11 protein-coding genes are annotated in these 13,729 nt (G+C 33.3%); 2 read left to right on the top strand and 9 right to left on the bottom strand.

All coding sequences use genetic code 11. The annotated features are described in order from the left end of the window. Positions 1-9: 9 nt before the first annotated feature. The 7 genes from PQ462_RS22585 to uvrC form a co-directional block, all read right to left on the bottom strand. The gene (locus PQ462_RS22585) at positions 10-951 is read right to left on the bottom strand and encodes a tryptophan 2,3-dioxygenase family protein (RefSeq protein ID WP_274251673.1); all 942 of its coding nucleotides are present in this window, start codon (positions 949-951) and stop codon (positions 10-12) included. After that, complete coding sequence (locus PQ462_RS22580) at positions 948-1,721, bottom strand: DUF3108 domain-containing protein (protein WP_012022819.1); 774 nt, start codon at positions 1,719-1,721, stop codon at positions 948-950. The genes PQ462_RS22585 and PQ462_RS22580 overlap by 4 nt, the downstream gene beginning before the upstream one ends. 297 nt (positions 1,722-2,018) lie before the next feature. After that, the gene (hppD, locus tag PQ462_RS22575) at positions 2,019-3,179 is read right to left on the bottom strand and encodes a 4-hydroxyphenylpyruvate dioxygenase (protein WP_274251672.1); all 1,161 of its coding nucleotides are present in this window, start codon (positions 3,177-3,179) and stop codon (positions 2,019-2,021) included. Between the two features lie 93 nt (positions 3,180-3,272). Then, a complete protein-coding gene (locus tag PQ462_RS22570) occupies positions 3,273-3,632 on the bottom strand; it encodes a four helix bundle protein (protein WP_274251671.1) in 360 nt (119 codons plus the stop codon). Positions 3,633-3,780: 148 nt separating this feature from the next. Next, positions 3,781-4,938, bottom strand: a complete 1,158-nt coding sequence (locus tag PQ462_RS22565; RefSeq protein ID WP_274251670.1) for a homogentisate 1,2-dioxygenase — start codon at positions 4,936-4,938, stop codon at positions 3,781-3,783. 317 nt (positions 4,939-5,255) lie between these two features. Further along, complete coding sequence (locus tag PQ462_RS22560; protein ID WP_443135207.1) at positions 5,256-7,451, bottom strand: patatin-like phospholipase family protein; 2,196 nt, start codon at positions 7,449-7,451, stop codon at positions 5,256-5,258. A 96-nt stretch (positions 7,452-7,547) separates the two neighbouring features. Then, complete coding sequence (gene uvrC, locus PQ462_RS22555) at positions 7,548-9,341, bottom strand: excinuclease ABC subunit UvrC (protein WP_073410351.1); 1,794 nt, start codon at positions 9,339-9,341, stop codon at positions 7,548-7,550. Between the two features lie 138 nt (positions 9,342-9,479). Here uvrC and PQ462_RS22550 point away from each other — a divergent pair, with 138 nt between their 5' ends. Next, on the top strand, positions 9,480-10,460 hold the full coding sequence (locus tag PQ462_RS22550) for a succinylglutamate desuccinylase/aspartoacylase family protein (protein ID WP_012022814.1): 981 nt from the start codon (positions 9,480-9,482) through the stop codon (positions 10,458-10,460). Continuing rightward, positions 10,447-11,016 carry a 5-formyltetrahydrofolate cyclo-ligase gene (locus tag PQ462_RS22545; RefSeq protein ID WP_012022813.1) on the top strand — a complete coding sequence of 190 codons (570 nt, stop codon included), beginning with the start codon at positions 10,447-10,449 and terminating at the stop codon, positions 11,014-11,016. The genes PQ462_RS22550 and PQ462_RS22545 overlap by 14 nt, the downstream gene beginning before the upstream one ends. 91 nt (positions 11,017-11,107) lie before the next feature. Here the strand turns inward: PQ462_RS22545 and PQ462_RS22540 are convergent, their stop codons facing one another. Further along, the gene (locus tag PQ462_RS22540; RefSeq protein ID WP_012022812.1) at positions 11,108-11,854 is read right to left on the bottom strand and encodes a tetratricopeptide repeat protein; all 747 of its coding nucleotides are present in this window, start codon (positions 11,852-11,854) and stop codon (positions 11,108-11,110) included. Between the two features lie 57 nt (positions 11,855-11,911). Beyond that, the gene (locus PQ462_RS22535) at positions 11,912-13,666 is read right to left on the bottom strand and encodes a BatD family protein (protein ID WP_274251667.1); all 1,755 of its coding nucleotides are present in this window, start codon (positions 13,664-13,666) and stop codon (positions 11,912-11,914) included. Between the last annotated feature and the right edge of the window lie 63 nt (positions 13,667-13,729).

Below are 13,729 nucleotides of genomic sequence, written 5' to 3'. Positions count from 1 at the left end.
TGCAGGAAATTATAGTGGATTTTCATTTCCCCAATTGGACAATTCTTCTTCGGTCCACAATTTAGGAAAAAAGATGCGTCTTTGGTATTTTGGATGCATATATTTTTGCCAGTCGCTTCCTCCAGTTGCTTCACCGTTGCCTTTTCCGCTTTCTAAAATATATTTTCTGGCGGTATTTAAATGCTGCATTACCCAGGTAATATTTACCGTGTAATCGTAGTGGCGCATTGCTTTGATTAATTCAGGATTCTGCTGATCTTCAATTGGTAACTGAGTAAATTTTTGCCAAATATTTTTTGTTTTAAATGAAGCAATTTGTTTTAAAAACTGGTCTTTGTATTTTTTTTCGAACTCATTAAGCAAATATGATTTTTCGCCGGTATGATAATCTTTTCCAGCGGCCTGCCAATATAAATGTTCAAAACTTGTTTCAAGATCTGTGTTTTCGTCAAAGTTTGCTTTGTACCTGCGGTCTGTTAAATTAATAACATCAGTAGAAGCAAATTCAATCATTCTGTATTGTGCGCTTTGAAATCCGCTGGCAGGAGTGAGCGTGTTTCTAAATTTCATGTATTGGTCTACTTCCATTCCGTTTTCCATAATGCTAAACGAATTGGTAAGCATATCAAAATAACGAGTAATTCTTGAAAGCCTTTCGCTGAAAAAATCAACCTGAATATTTTGTTTGTCGGCGATTTGATCAATTTCCCACAAAATCATTTTAAAGATTAATTCATTTACCTGATGGTACATGATAAAAACCATTTCGTCAGGAAGTGTGGTGCGTTGTATTTGTAAATTTAGAAGAGCATCTGTTTGAATGTAATCCCAATAAGTGATTGGTTTTGACCAAAGCAGTCCTTCTAACTGAACGTCAGTTTTTTGGTTTATAGCTTGAAATTTAAGATCAATTTCTTTTAAAATTGATTCTGAATTATCAGTTAGGTTCATTTGTTTTTTACTTTAAGCGGACTTTGAAGTCCTTTATATTCATCGAGATCTGCTTTTAGAGATCCAACAGCAAGATCTGCCTTAATTCTAATTGGAACTTTGTTTGCATCATCTGTTATCCAGAGCGTTAAGCTTTCTTTTTCTTTAAAAACCCTTCCTGTTTGAACAAGAGGTTTAAAAATCATGCAGGAAACGGTTCCAAATTTAGTTGTAATATCTTGACGGCCTACATATTTTAACTTAAATTTTGTGATTTCGTCGTCAAAAAACATATCGATTGTAATCGCTTCACCCGATTTTAATTTGTCTATATTCGGATGGTTTCTTAAAAAGTAAAAAGACGATACAATATCCTGCACGTTATCAGTAATTACGATCGTTTTTTCAGTTTTTCGTTTGTAATCTTTTACTAAAACTTTATTTTCACTTTGGTTAAAAAAACCTTCCTGATTTTTGGTATAACCCCCTTCGTCAATTTTTCTAACGAAACGATACGGTTCTCCGGTTTCTTTGTCAAAATAACTCTCATAAAGATCTTCAACCTTAAAGAAAAATTTTGACATACCAGTCGTATAACCTTTGCCTACAGCATGATGCACTTTTTTGTTATTTATGGTCGCATCTTTGACTTCGAGAGTAGCATAGCCGGCATTTACAATTCCGTAATGAATTCTAAATTTGAAATATTCTCCTGTATTAAAAGCGTCTTCTTTTTGTGTGTCGAAACTTAATGTAGAGAGAATTAATATAATGAGGACGAACTTTTTCATAGTACATTTTTTACATTCTATTATAAAGATAGAGAAATGCAAATTCTATTCCAAATGTACTAAAACAAAAAAACTCAGTCAAGAAGACTGAGTTTTTATGCTATTAACTAACCAAAAAACTATAAATTATGAAATTTATATCAATTCAGAAGGAAACCACCCCTTCTTGATTTGCGAGTGCAAAGATAGATACAAAGTCGATAAAAAAAATAGCAAATAGTAAGTTTAACATAACATTTGCATAAAAATCATCATTTTATAGGGATTTTTTTTGCATAATGTAAAAATAATGCATTTTTACAAAGTTCCTCTCAATTCCTGTTCTCTCTCAATTGATTCAAACAGAGCCTTAAAGTTCCCTGCACCAAATCCTTTTGCACCCATTCTTTGAATAATTTCGAAGAATAAAGTTGGTCTGTCCTGAACTGGTTTTGTAAATATTTGTAAAAGATAACCATCTTCGTCTGCATCGACCATGATAGCCAGCTTTTCAATTTCGTTTAAATCTTCTTTCATCATATCCATATGAACACCTAATCTCTCAGGGATTGCCTGATAATAGGTGTGAGGAGGGGCAGATAAAAATTCAACACCGCGGGCTCTTAGCTGCGATACGGTTTTAATAATATCATCTGTAGCAATGGCGATGTGCTGAATTCCAGGCCCGCCGTAAAAATCTAAATATTCTTCAATCTGCGATTTTTTCTTTCCTTCAGCCGGTTCGTTGATTGGGAATTTAATTCTTCCGTTTCCGTTAGACATTACTTTACTCATCAAAGCAGAATACTCTGTAGTGATTTGTTTGTCGTCAAAAGATAGGAAGTTCACGAATCCCATAACGTCTTCGTAAAATTTTACCCAGGTATTCATTTCGTTCCATCCTACGTTTCCAACCATGTGGTCGATGTATTTTAATCCAGTTGATTCTGGGTTAAAGTCAGATTTCCATTCTCTATAACCTGGTAAGAAAACACCATTATAGTTTTTTCTTTCTACAAAAATATGAACGGTTTCTCCGTAAGTATAAATTCCAGAACGAACCACTTGACCAAATTCATCTTCTTCAACAGTTGGTTCCATGAAAGAACGCGCGCCGCGTTTCATAGTTTCTTCATAAGATTTTGTAGCATCTTCAACCCAAAGTGCTGCAACTTTTACTCCGTCGCCATGTTTCTTCAAATGTTCGTTGATTGGAGAATCAGCTGTTAATGGCGTAGTTAAAACAATTCTAATTTTATCTTGTTTTAAAACATAAGATGCTCTGTCTTTTACTCCAGTTTCTAATCCGGCATAAGCCAATGATTGATATCCAAATGCAGATTTATAATAATGTGCAGCTTGTTTGGCATTGCCTACATAAAATTCTACATAATCTGTTCCTAATAATGGAAGGAAATCTTGTGCGCCTTCAAATATTTTCTCTAATCCGTATTCTACTGGTTTTACTTCTTTTGACATGATATTTTTAATTAGAAAATGAGTCAATTAGAAAATTAGAAAATGTGCATTGTGATAAAAATTATCTCATTGACACATTAACAAATTATCTAATTATTTCATTTTTGATGTTGATATTATTTTGTTTAAAATTTTTAAAATTTCTGAAAGATCATTTATTAGACGCTTGCAATTTGGATATTCTCTATGAGCATCGCATAAAAACAACCAATATTCTGTTTCGTCTGCTTCTTTAATTGCAATTTTTAATTTATGAATAAAATCTGCTTTACTTTCTGCGTTTTGTGACTCTTTTGAATTAGCTCCGATTGATGTTCCGCTTTTTAATAATTGGTTTGCAATTACGAACTTCTTTTGATCTTGAAGTTCGGTTGTATAGTCAATTATATTTAATGCAAAATTGAAAGTTTTAAGTAAAAGAGCGTTGTCTTTATATTTTTCGTTGAAAGTCATTTCTTGAATTAGTTAATTAGAAAATGTGATAATTAGATAATTTAAATTGTAGGTTTAAATTTACAAAATAATTATTTGACTTTTCTCATTTTTGCGGTTTTAAAACCATTTTCTAATTATCTAATTGACATATTGCCACATTAAAAAATTACTCCGTCCAAGATTTGTAGTACTGACCATCATCCAATCCCATAGCTTCTTCAGTAACCATTAATGGACGGAACGTATCCACCATAACGGCTAATTCCTGAGTTTCTTTGTGACCAATACTGCGTTCCATTGCGCCAGGCGCTGGTCCGTGTGGAATTCCTTTTGGGTGTAAAGTGATATGCCCTTGCTCAATATTATTACGGCTCATAAAATCACCATCAACATAATATAGTACTTCGTCAGAATCTATATTGCTATGGTTGTATGGTGCTGGAATGGCTTTTGGGTGATAATCGTAAAGTCTAGGACAGAATGAACAAACAACAAAAGCTGCTGTTTCAAAAGTTTGGTGTACCGGAGGCGGTTGGTGAACACGCCCCGTTATAGGTTCGAAATTGTGAATTGAAAATCCGTATGGAAAGTTGTAGCCGTCCCAGCCAACAACGTCAAACGGATGTGTGGCGTAAACCACTTCGTGGATCATTCCTTCTTTTTTGATTTTGATTAGAAAGTCACCTTTTTCATCATACGTTTCCAATTCATTTGGCAGAATAAAATCACGCTCGCAAAATGGAGAATGTTCTAAATGCTGGCCAGATTGGTTTTTATAACGTTTTGGAGTATAAAAAGGAGAATACGATTCTACGTAAAATAGTCGGTTATCTTCTGTTTCAAAATCGATTTGATAAATAATACCTCGCGGAATAATTAGGTAATCGCCATATTCAAACGGAATATTTCCTAACATGGTTCTTAATTTTCCTTTTCCTCTATGAATGAAAAGCATTTCATCGGCATCGGCATTTTTGTAAAAATAATTTCGAAGTGATTCTTTCGGCGCAGCCAGACCAATAATACAGTCTTTGTTGACTAACATTGCTTTTCGGCTGTCCAGAAAATCATTTTCAGGTTTTAATTCAAAACCTTTAAAAAGAAGTGATTTTATATTTTTTCCGATTGCAATTTTAGGTTCAACCGAATATGAGTTTGAAATTTCCTTAACCTGCGTTGGTCTGTGTACGTGATAAGACAGAGACGAATGTCCGTGAAAACCTTCGGTTCCAAATAACTGTTCGTAGTAAAACCCGCCGTTTGGTTTTTCGAATTGAGTGTGTCGCTTTTGAGGAAAATCCCCAAGTTTATGATATAGTGGCATGGCTTTTCAATTAGATAATTAATAAATTAGATAATTCGAAAATTTGAATTGCAGAGATAAATAACCAGTTTAATTTTTCAATTAACTGATTATTTCAATTCGATAGAGCCATTACTCAGGATTTCTCTTGATGAGGAATTGAAGATACTCTAATAAACCTGTCCAATTTGTTTTCATTATAACAAATGTCGTAATTTTTTCGAAGTAAAAATAAAAATTATATTATTTATAACTATAAAATAACTTAGTTTTTTTGATATAATTTTTATGAAGTAAAAAAATAGACAGATTTTATTGAAGTATTCTTGGTTATACTACTAAAATTGAAACCCAATGCTAAACCACGTAAAACTTTTTGACATTTCTGGAGACCAGGATTGTTTTATTTCGATTGGACCAATAATGGTTTCTAAACCGTAACCAACGGCATATCCTGTATATTTTGGCATAGAAACCCAGTCAACAGAAGAAAAAATATCATCTCCTAAATTGGCAAAATTAGCTGACAGACTAATATGATTCTTTTTTAAAATTTCGTAGTCTAAAGCAATGTCAGCTTTTATAAAGCTATTTCCGGCAATACTTAAAAAATCATATCCATAGAAATAATTAAAGTTGTTAATCTTATTATATCCATACCCGCCTAGTATAAAATCGAAAAACGGAACGCTGTCACTGCCAATATTAAACCCTGCATCGGCTCCAATTTTTATTGTTGCTTTTCTAAATAATGGTCTTACAACAGCGATTTCGGCCTTGGCAATTGAAAAAGGTTTAAACTTCCCGGTATAATCTGATGATGCTAAATAGGTTTGTAAATCTGTAGAGAAATATAAACCAGAACCTGGGTAATATTTATCATCTAACGAATCGTACTTTAAATAAGCAAAGGCGCTGAAATAATTACTTTTGTCAATTATGTTTTCGGCATTAGAAAGTGTTGGCGAATTTATCTTAAGATATTTATATTCTAAACCACCGCCCATTAAGAACTTTTGCACAAAAATGGTTTGAAAATAAGCCTGATTGCTCAAATCCATGAAGTCAACATTAATCAAATTTAGATTTTGATTCTCTGCAATTAGACCGCTCAAACTCGTTGTAACATTTCTATTAAACTGATTTAATCTTGAACGAAAACCGAAACTGATATTGAAACCATTTTCTACATAATAATTTAAATCGTATCTAAAATTATCTCCCAAAATAATGTCAAGTGAAGTAACATCATTTTTTAAGAAAGTCTTTTTATGAGTTAAGTTTAATAAAACAGCACTTTTGTAAAGTCCGTCATAATGAAGCCCTAGTTTTAGAAAGGTTTGAGTAGGGTTTTCTTTTAAAACCAAATCCAAATCATCTTTCTCTCCGTTTGGCTGAAGACAATAAGAAATAGTACTAAAGTTTTGAGTTGCATTTAAATTATTGATTCCCGTTTTAAGATCGTCATACGTAATTGTACTTCCAGGTTTAAAGCGAAGTTTTCCTCGAATGTACTCTCTCGTATAATTATCTAATGGATCAGAATTTATTTTTTCAATTTTAAGTGTATCTGTAGCAACTTTTAATTTTGGTTTTTTATAAAAGTTATCTTCATTTACCAATGATTTGATTTTTTCGTAAACAGCAAAAGCCGCTTCTTCCCCTTTTCTGATGATTTCTTCGCCTTTGTCAAATGAAATTACGCCATAATCACGAATGTCAGGTTTTATGTAAACATCCGTATCTTTTATTTTGTTTTTCATTTTATCTATAGATTGCAGATTGGTAATCTGAACCAGGATTCGGGTTGCGTTTTTTAAGTTTTTTCGTTTCATTAAATCATCCTGAACATCAACACCAATAATAATGTCTGCGCCAAGATTTCGAACTTCTTTTATAGGATAATTATTTACAACACCACCGTCAACTAACAAATTGCCGTCTATTTCTACTGGAGTAAACAAAGACGGAAAAGCAGCACTGGCCATCATAGCCTGAACAAGATTTCCTTTGTTAAGCAAAACTTCTTCGCCGGTTTCAATATTAGTTCCGATACATAAAAATGGAGTTGGCAGTTTATTAAAATCACGTACATGACGAACGTTTCTCGTTAAACTGCTCAATAAATTGTAGTTGTACATTCCTTTTGAAAGTGCTTCGGGAATACCGACTCTAAAATTACTGAAAGGAAGTACTATTGCATATAATTCATCATTTTTCTTTCCGTAGAAATTTTTAGATGAACGCGGAATATAATCGTTAATAAGGTCGTCGAAATTGGTTTTTTTGAAAATAGAATCAATTTGAGATGCATTGTAGCCAGAAGCATAAAGTCCGCCAATTACAGATCCCATACTTGTTCCGCCAATATAATCAATTTTGATTCCGGCTTCCTCCAAAACTTTTAAAACTCCAATATGTGCAAAACCTTTGGCGCCGCCACCGCTTAAAACCAAACCAATTTTAGGTCTTTTTACGCTGTCTTTTTTTATTTCCTGAGAAAAAGAAGTTTCGGGAAACAGTATTAGCAGCATAAAAAATACATACGACGCGATGCAAATAGAATTTAAAAAGAATCCTTTTGATCGGGTAGTTACGTTAGAATGTTGATTTAGGCGCATAAAAATCTGCTAATTGGTTTTGTAAAAGTCGACAATTTTTTTTGCTTTTGATACTCCGACAACGGCAGATATTTCTTTTTCTGTCGCTAATTTCAATCTTTTAACACTTTTGAAATGTTGTATTAATGTAAGCATGGTTTTTTCGCCAATGCCGGGAATACTTTCTACCGAAGAATTAAGCGCAGCTTTGCTTCGTTTGTCTCGGTGAAATGTAATACCAAATCTATGTGCCTCGTTTCGTAATTGTTGAATAACTTTTAAGGTTTCGGATTTTTTATCTAAATAAAGCGGAATCGAATCTCCGGGATAAAAAAGTTCTTCAAGACGTTTTGCAATTCCAATAATTGCAACTTTACCTCTTAAACCTAATTCGTCAATACTTTTTAAAGCCGATGATAATTGTCCTTTTCCACCATCAATAATAATTAATTGCGGTAAAGGCTGATTTTCATCTAATAATCTTTTGTAACGGCGATACACAATTTCGGTCATCGAAGCAAAATCGTCAGGGCCTTCAACTGTTTTTACATTAAAGTGTCGGTAATCTTTTTTGCTTGGTTTTCCGTCTTTAAAAACTACGCAGGCCGCAACAGGATTTGTTCCCTGAATATTCGAGTTATCAAAACATTCGATATGACGAGGTTCAACCGGAAGTCGTAAATCTTTCTGCATTTGCGCCATAATTCGATTTACGTGACGATCAGGATCTACGATCTGTAATTGTTTTAATTGTTCGATTCGGTAGAATTTTGCATTTCGAATTGATAAATCCAGGATCTGCTTTTTATCTCCAAGCTGCGGAACGGTTGTTTTAATATTTTCGCCCAAATCAATTTCAAAAGGAACAATTATTTCTTTTGACATCAACTGGAAACGTTCACGAAGTTCAATAATCGCCAGTTCCAGCAGTTCTTCGTCGCTTTCGTCCAGCTTTTTCTTCATTTCTAAAGTATGCGAACGAATAATCGATCCATGAGAAATCTGTAAAAAGTTAACATACGCAGCGCTTTCATCAGATACAATCGAAAATACATCAATATTGGTAATTTTCGGATTTACAATTGTCGATCTTGACTGGTAATTTTCAAGAACTTCTATTTTTTCTTTGATTTTCTGTGCTTCTTCAAATTGTAAATTCTGCGCATAATTGTTCATCAGTTTTTTAAAATCCTTTAAACTTTCTTTGAAATTTCCTTTTAGAATTTCGCGGATCGCATTGACTTGTCTCTGGTATTCTTCCAGTGGCTCTAAACCTTCGCACGGACCTTTGCAATTGCCAATATGATATTCAAGGCAAACTTTAAATTTGCCGGAATCAATATTAGACTGGCTCAAGTCATAATTACAGGTTCGTAATGGATACAATTCTTTTATTAAATCCAAAATGGTATAAACCATCTTGAAATTAGTATAAGGACCAAAATATTCAGATCCGTCTTTTACCATTCTCCGGGTTAAAAATATTCTCGAAAAAGGTTCTTTTTTAATACAAATCCACGGATAGCTTTTATCATCACGCAGCAAAACATTATATCTAGGCTGTAATGTTTTAATTAAATTGTTTTCTAATAAAAGCGCGTCAGTTTCAGTAGGGACGACGATATGTTTTATAGTCACGATTTTTTTAACCAAAACATTTGTTTTGGCTGTATCGTGAATTTTATTGAAATAGGAAGAAACCCTTTTTTTTAAATTTTTGGCTTTGCCGACATATAGAATTTTCCCGTCTTTATCATAATATTGATAGACGCCGGGATTATCCGGCAAGGTGAGAATTTGAAGATCTAAGGACGGTTTTGACATTCTGTTTTATTTCTGAAGATAGAGGTTTAGCGTTTTCAAAAACCATTCCGATTTTCTGGAAAAAAGCTTAACATTGATTTAGTTTCAAATTTACGAAATCAAAAGAATAATTTCTATATTTAGATTTTATAATTCTGCATGAAAAATAGTAAGCCCTTGGTTATTTTTGGCGAGTCGATTCTGCCGGGAGAACATAAAACCATAAATGTCGAAATAGCGCGATTGCATACTACGACAAAACTCAATATTCCTGTAATTGTTCGTCGTTCAAAGCATGAAGGTCCGGTTGTTTTATTTTCGGCAGGAATTCACGGCGACGAAATAAACGGTGTAGAGGTTGTTCGACAAATCATCAGTAAAAAAATAAACCGTCCGCAGAGAGGAACAATTATTTGTATTCCAATTATCAACATGTACGGTTTCGTGAATAAATCCCGCGAGTTTCCTGACGGACGCGATTTAAATCGTGTTTTTCCCGGAAGTAAAAAAGGTTCTTTGGCAAGCCGATTTGCTTTTCATATTGTCGAACAGATTTTACCCATTATAGATTATGCAGTCGATTTTCATGCAGGAGGCGCAAGCCGTTTTAATGTGCCGCAGATTCGAATTACCGAAAATAACATGGAGTTGAAATTACTGGCAGATATTTTTAATGCACCTTTTACCTTGTATTCAAAAAATATTGGAGGCTCTTTTAGAAATACCTGCGAAAAAGCGAATATAAAAATGCTGCTTTTTGAAGGAGGAAAATCGCTTGATATAAATAATGCTGTTGCCAATGAAGGAGTGAAAGGAGTGAAGCGGTTATTGAATTATTTAAATATGCTGGATCCTAAGCATATTGTAGAGCCGGCTTTAGAATCGTCTATCTATATAAAATATTCGGTTTGGCTGCGTGCAAAATGCTCCGGTTTGCTGCATGATTATAATATGGCGGGTAAGTTTGTAACCAAAGGTACTATCTTAGCTATAATTACAGATCCGTTTGGAAAGTTTGAGCAGAAAGTAAAAGCGCCGCATGACGGATATGTTATTAACGCCAATCATTCGCCAATTGTTTACGAAGGCGATGCAATTTATCATATATCTAAAAATTCTCCTGTAAATGCCGACGAATAAAAAAGAATTACGACTTCATTATAAAAACCTTCGGGCAGCACTTTCTGAAAGTGATATCGAAGAAAAAAGTCTGGCTGTAACCAATAATTTAATTCAGATGCCTATTTGGGATAAAACCTATTATCATGTTTTTCTTCCTATTGTAGAACAAAAAGAAATCGATACTGAATTTATTCTGCATTTACTTTCAGGAAAAGATAAAGAAATTGTGATTTCTAAAAGTGATTTTGAAACCAGAGAAATGTCTCATTTTTTATTGACGGATAATACCAAAATCAAAAAAAACGAATACAATATTCCGGAGCCGGTAAACGGACTTCCTGTTCCAACAGAAAATATAGAAGTTGTTTTTGTACCGCTTTTAGCTTTTGATGTTTTTGGAAACCGAATTGGTTACGGTAAAGGTTTTTATGATAAATTCTTAGCCAATTGTAAATCCGAAACCATAAAAATTGGTCTTTCTTTCTTTGAATCGGTTGATCAGATTGATGATGTTTTTGAATCTGATATAAAATTGGATTATTGCGTAACGCCTTTAAAAATCTATACTTTTTAAAAAATTCGTTTTAAAAACAATGTAAAAAAGAAAATCCCAAATTCCAGAATTGATATTTGGAATTTGGGATTTTTTTTATTGAGATTTAAGCTTATTTTACTTCCTTAATTGTCGTAGCATCAATCCAGCCTTCCTGACCATCAGTTAATTCAATTTTTTTCCATTTTCCAACGGTTTCCATAACATACACTTTTGCGCCTTCATGAAGTAATATTATGGCAGAACCTGCTTTTTGCGGTTCGCTTCGAACTTCACTTAATTCAGAAAATACAATGGCAGGACGATCATTGTCAAAATGGTTTTTTTCAGACATTCCTGCTGAAACACTTAATAATATTGCTACTAAGAAAATGAACATTGCAATAAAGTAAATTCTTTTAGTAAGGGTAAGCTGCGAAAAGTAATAACCAATAAAACTAAGCAAAAACAAAAAGGCAATGGCAACAGAAATTTTTGCCCATTGATTGTAATCAAAAATGCCGGTAAAGTTCTGAATCAGTTTTGCAAAACCTACTTTTGGAACTTCTTTAATTTCATCAATTGTTAGTTTTTTGGCAAACTTAAGGTTGTTTAAAGTTTCAGGATCATTGGGTTTTAATACCAATGCTTTTTCATAATTATAGATAGAAGGAGCAACCTTATTTAGTTTGTAATAACTATTTGCCAGGTTAAAATATAACTCTGCCGACTGCTGTTTGTTTTCTTTAAGAATATCTTCATAAACCTGAGCAGCTTCCTGATATTGTCCCTTTTGGTACAAAGCATTTCCTTTTTCAAAGCTGCTTTGAGCAAAGAAAACCTGAGAGATTAGTAAAAAAAGATATAGTATATTTTTCATTATTATTTAGTTAAACCCGACATTTTAAAAATGCGGGCTTTATTTTTAAGTTAAAAACTAAACGATTTGCTTTTCTAATTCTGAAATAATTAAAACCGCTTTATCATAATCCTGCTGAATCGAAGCGCTTGATGCGGGAGCATAACGTGCGAATTCACAGTTTTCAGTCAAATTAATGAAATTTTGAACCGTTTCAGGGTTTGCATTTCTTGATAAAAGCAATTCACGAATATTATCTTTACTCATTTCAGTTGTTTCAATATGCAGTTTTGCTTTTAAGAAATTATGCATTGCTTTTTCCAGAGCAATATAAAAAGCTTCTTTGTTGTTAAGCTGTTTTTTAGCCTGCGATAAATATTTCTTCGCAAGTTTATTGTTCATTCTGATTCTGTTTCCAGTTACATCACTGTCAATTGCTTCTTTTTTCTTCTTAGCCAAAATGATGATTGGAATAATAGCAAATGGGAAGAATAACAAAGCGTAATATAAATTTGAACCATAAAAATCATTTTTAGCAATGCTTACTAAAGTTGTTTTTGGTTTAATATATTTAAACTGTTCTGTTTTTGTAATAACATTTTTAGATGCAGTAGAAGGATTTGCTTCTGCTAAAGTCGGACCGTCTAAAACATTGACCATAATTTCTGGAGAAGTTATGGTTTTATATGAATTCGTACTCAAATCAAAATATGAGAACGTCATTGGTTTGATGGCGTATTTCCCTTTATACTGCGGAATAATAGTGTATTTGTCGGTTATTTTTCCAGACATTCCAGACAATGACGTGGTTACTTTTTCATCGTGAACCGGATCATACATTTCTAATGCATTTGGAACAACAGGTTTTGGAAGTGTAAACAATTTCATGTTTCCGGTTCCTGAAGCACTCACAATTAGATCTAAACCTTCTCCGCTTTTTAATGTTGTTCTTGACGGAGTAACTGTAAAATTAAATTTACCAACTGCTCCAGTAAAACCTTCTGGTTTGCCAGTTTCAGGAAGCGGTCTTACACTAATTCCTTTAGCTCCGGTAGTTACAATTTTATTGTCTTCGGCAATAATCATCTGGCCAAACATATCACGTCGGTTTGTTGGCAGCTGCACTCCAATATCTAATGAAAGAGGTTCAATTGTTAATCTTCCTGATTTTTGAGGATATAGAATAGTTTTCTTTAATACTACATAATGACATCTCTGACCTTGATAACTGCCTTCTTCCATTACCAATTGTTTGATATCAATATTCTGATTCCAGAAATCATTGTATTTAGGTTTAGCAAGTTCTCTAAATCCGGTAACACCAATTTCATTAAAATACAATTTGTAAACAACCGTAATAGGCTCGTTTACGTACGGTGTTGTTTTAGAAACTTCTGCAACTAACTGTAGTAATTCATTTCCAGATGCACCGCCTTGCTGTCTGTAATCATTTGGATCTCGTTCCTGTGCTACAGCATTCGTAACTGTAACTTTTATGGGAGACGTTTTATAAATCTGGCCATTATATTCTATTGCAGCTTGTTTGATAATAACAGTTCCTTTTTTCTCAGGCTGTAAAATATAAGAGTATACTTTTTGAAAAGAGCTGCGTCCGTTAATCCAAGACTGGCTGATTTGCTGGCTTGGTCCGGCTACAAGTTTAAAACCTTCAAATGCAGGCTGATCAAAATTATCTCCGTCAACATTCATAATAAAATCAATACGGAGTCTTTCGTTAAGTCCAAGCGTGTTTTTGCTTACTTTGGCTTCAAATTGAACTTGAGCCATAAGGCCTTGAAAAGCGAGTAGTAATAGAATTAGATATCTTTTCATTAATGTTTGATCATTGTTTGTTTAACTGCTAAATCGTTTATTCGCCAAATTGTTTAATAGATA

It is taken from the genome of Flavobacterium sp. KACC 22758, from assembly GCF_028736135.1.
GTDB classification, from domain to species: Bacteria; Bacteroidota; Bacteroidia; order Flavobacteriales; family Flavobacteriaceae; genus Flavobacterium; species Flavobacterium johnsoniae.
This window is presented reverse-complemented; position numbering and strand designations above follow the sequence as displayed.

Excerpts from the sequence above, each read along its gene's own strand:
- hppD (WP_274251672.1), bottom strand. The coding sequence starts at position 3,179 with ATGTCAAAAGAAGTAAAACCAGTAGAATACGGATTAGAGAAAATATTT.
- PQ462_RS22560 (WP_443135207.1), bottom strand. The coding sequence starts at position 7,451 with ATGCTGCTAATACTGTTTCCCGAAACTTCTTTTTCTCAGGAAATAAAA.
- PQ462_RS22550 (WP_012022814.1), top strand. The coding sequence starts at position 9,480 with ATGAAAAATAGTAAGCCCTTGGTTATTTTTGGCGAGTCGATTCTGCCG.
- uvrC (WP_073410351.1), bottom strand. The coding sequence starts at position 9,341 with ATGTCAAAACCGTCCTTAGATCTTCAAATTCTCACCTTGCCGGATAAT.
- PQ462_RS22570 (WP_274251671.1), bottom strand. The coding sequence starts at position 3,632 with ATGACTTTCAACGAAAAATATAAAGACAACGCTCTTTTACTTAAAACT.
- PQ462_RS22580 (WP_012022819.1), bottom strand. The coding sequence starts at position 1,721 with ATGAAAAAGTTCGTCCTCATTATATTAATTCTCTCTACATTAAGTTTC.
- PQ462_RS22565 (WP_274251670.1), bottom strand. The coding sequence starts at position 4,938 with ATGCCACTATATCATAAACTTGGGGATTTTCCTCAAAAGCGACACACT.
- PQ462_RS22545 (WP_012022813.1), top strand. The coding sequence starts at position 10,447 with ATGCCGACGAATAAAAAAGAATTACGACTTCATTATAAAAACCTTCGG.
- PQ462_RS22540 (WP_012022812.1), bottom strand. The coding sequence starts at position 11,854 with ATGAAAAATATACTATATCTTTTTTTACTAATCTCTCAGGTTTTCTTT.
- PQ462_RS22535 (WP_274251667.1), bottom strand. The coding sequence starts at position 13,666 with ATGAAAAGATATCTAATTCTATTACTACTCGCTTTTCAAGGCCTTATG.
- PQ462_RS22585 (WP_274251673.1), bottom strand. The coding sequence starts at position 951 with ATGAACCTAACTGATAATTCAGAATCAATTTTAAAAGAAATTGATCTT.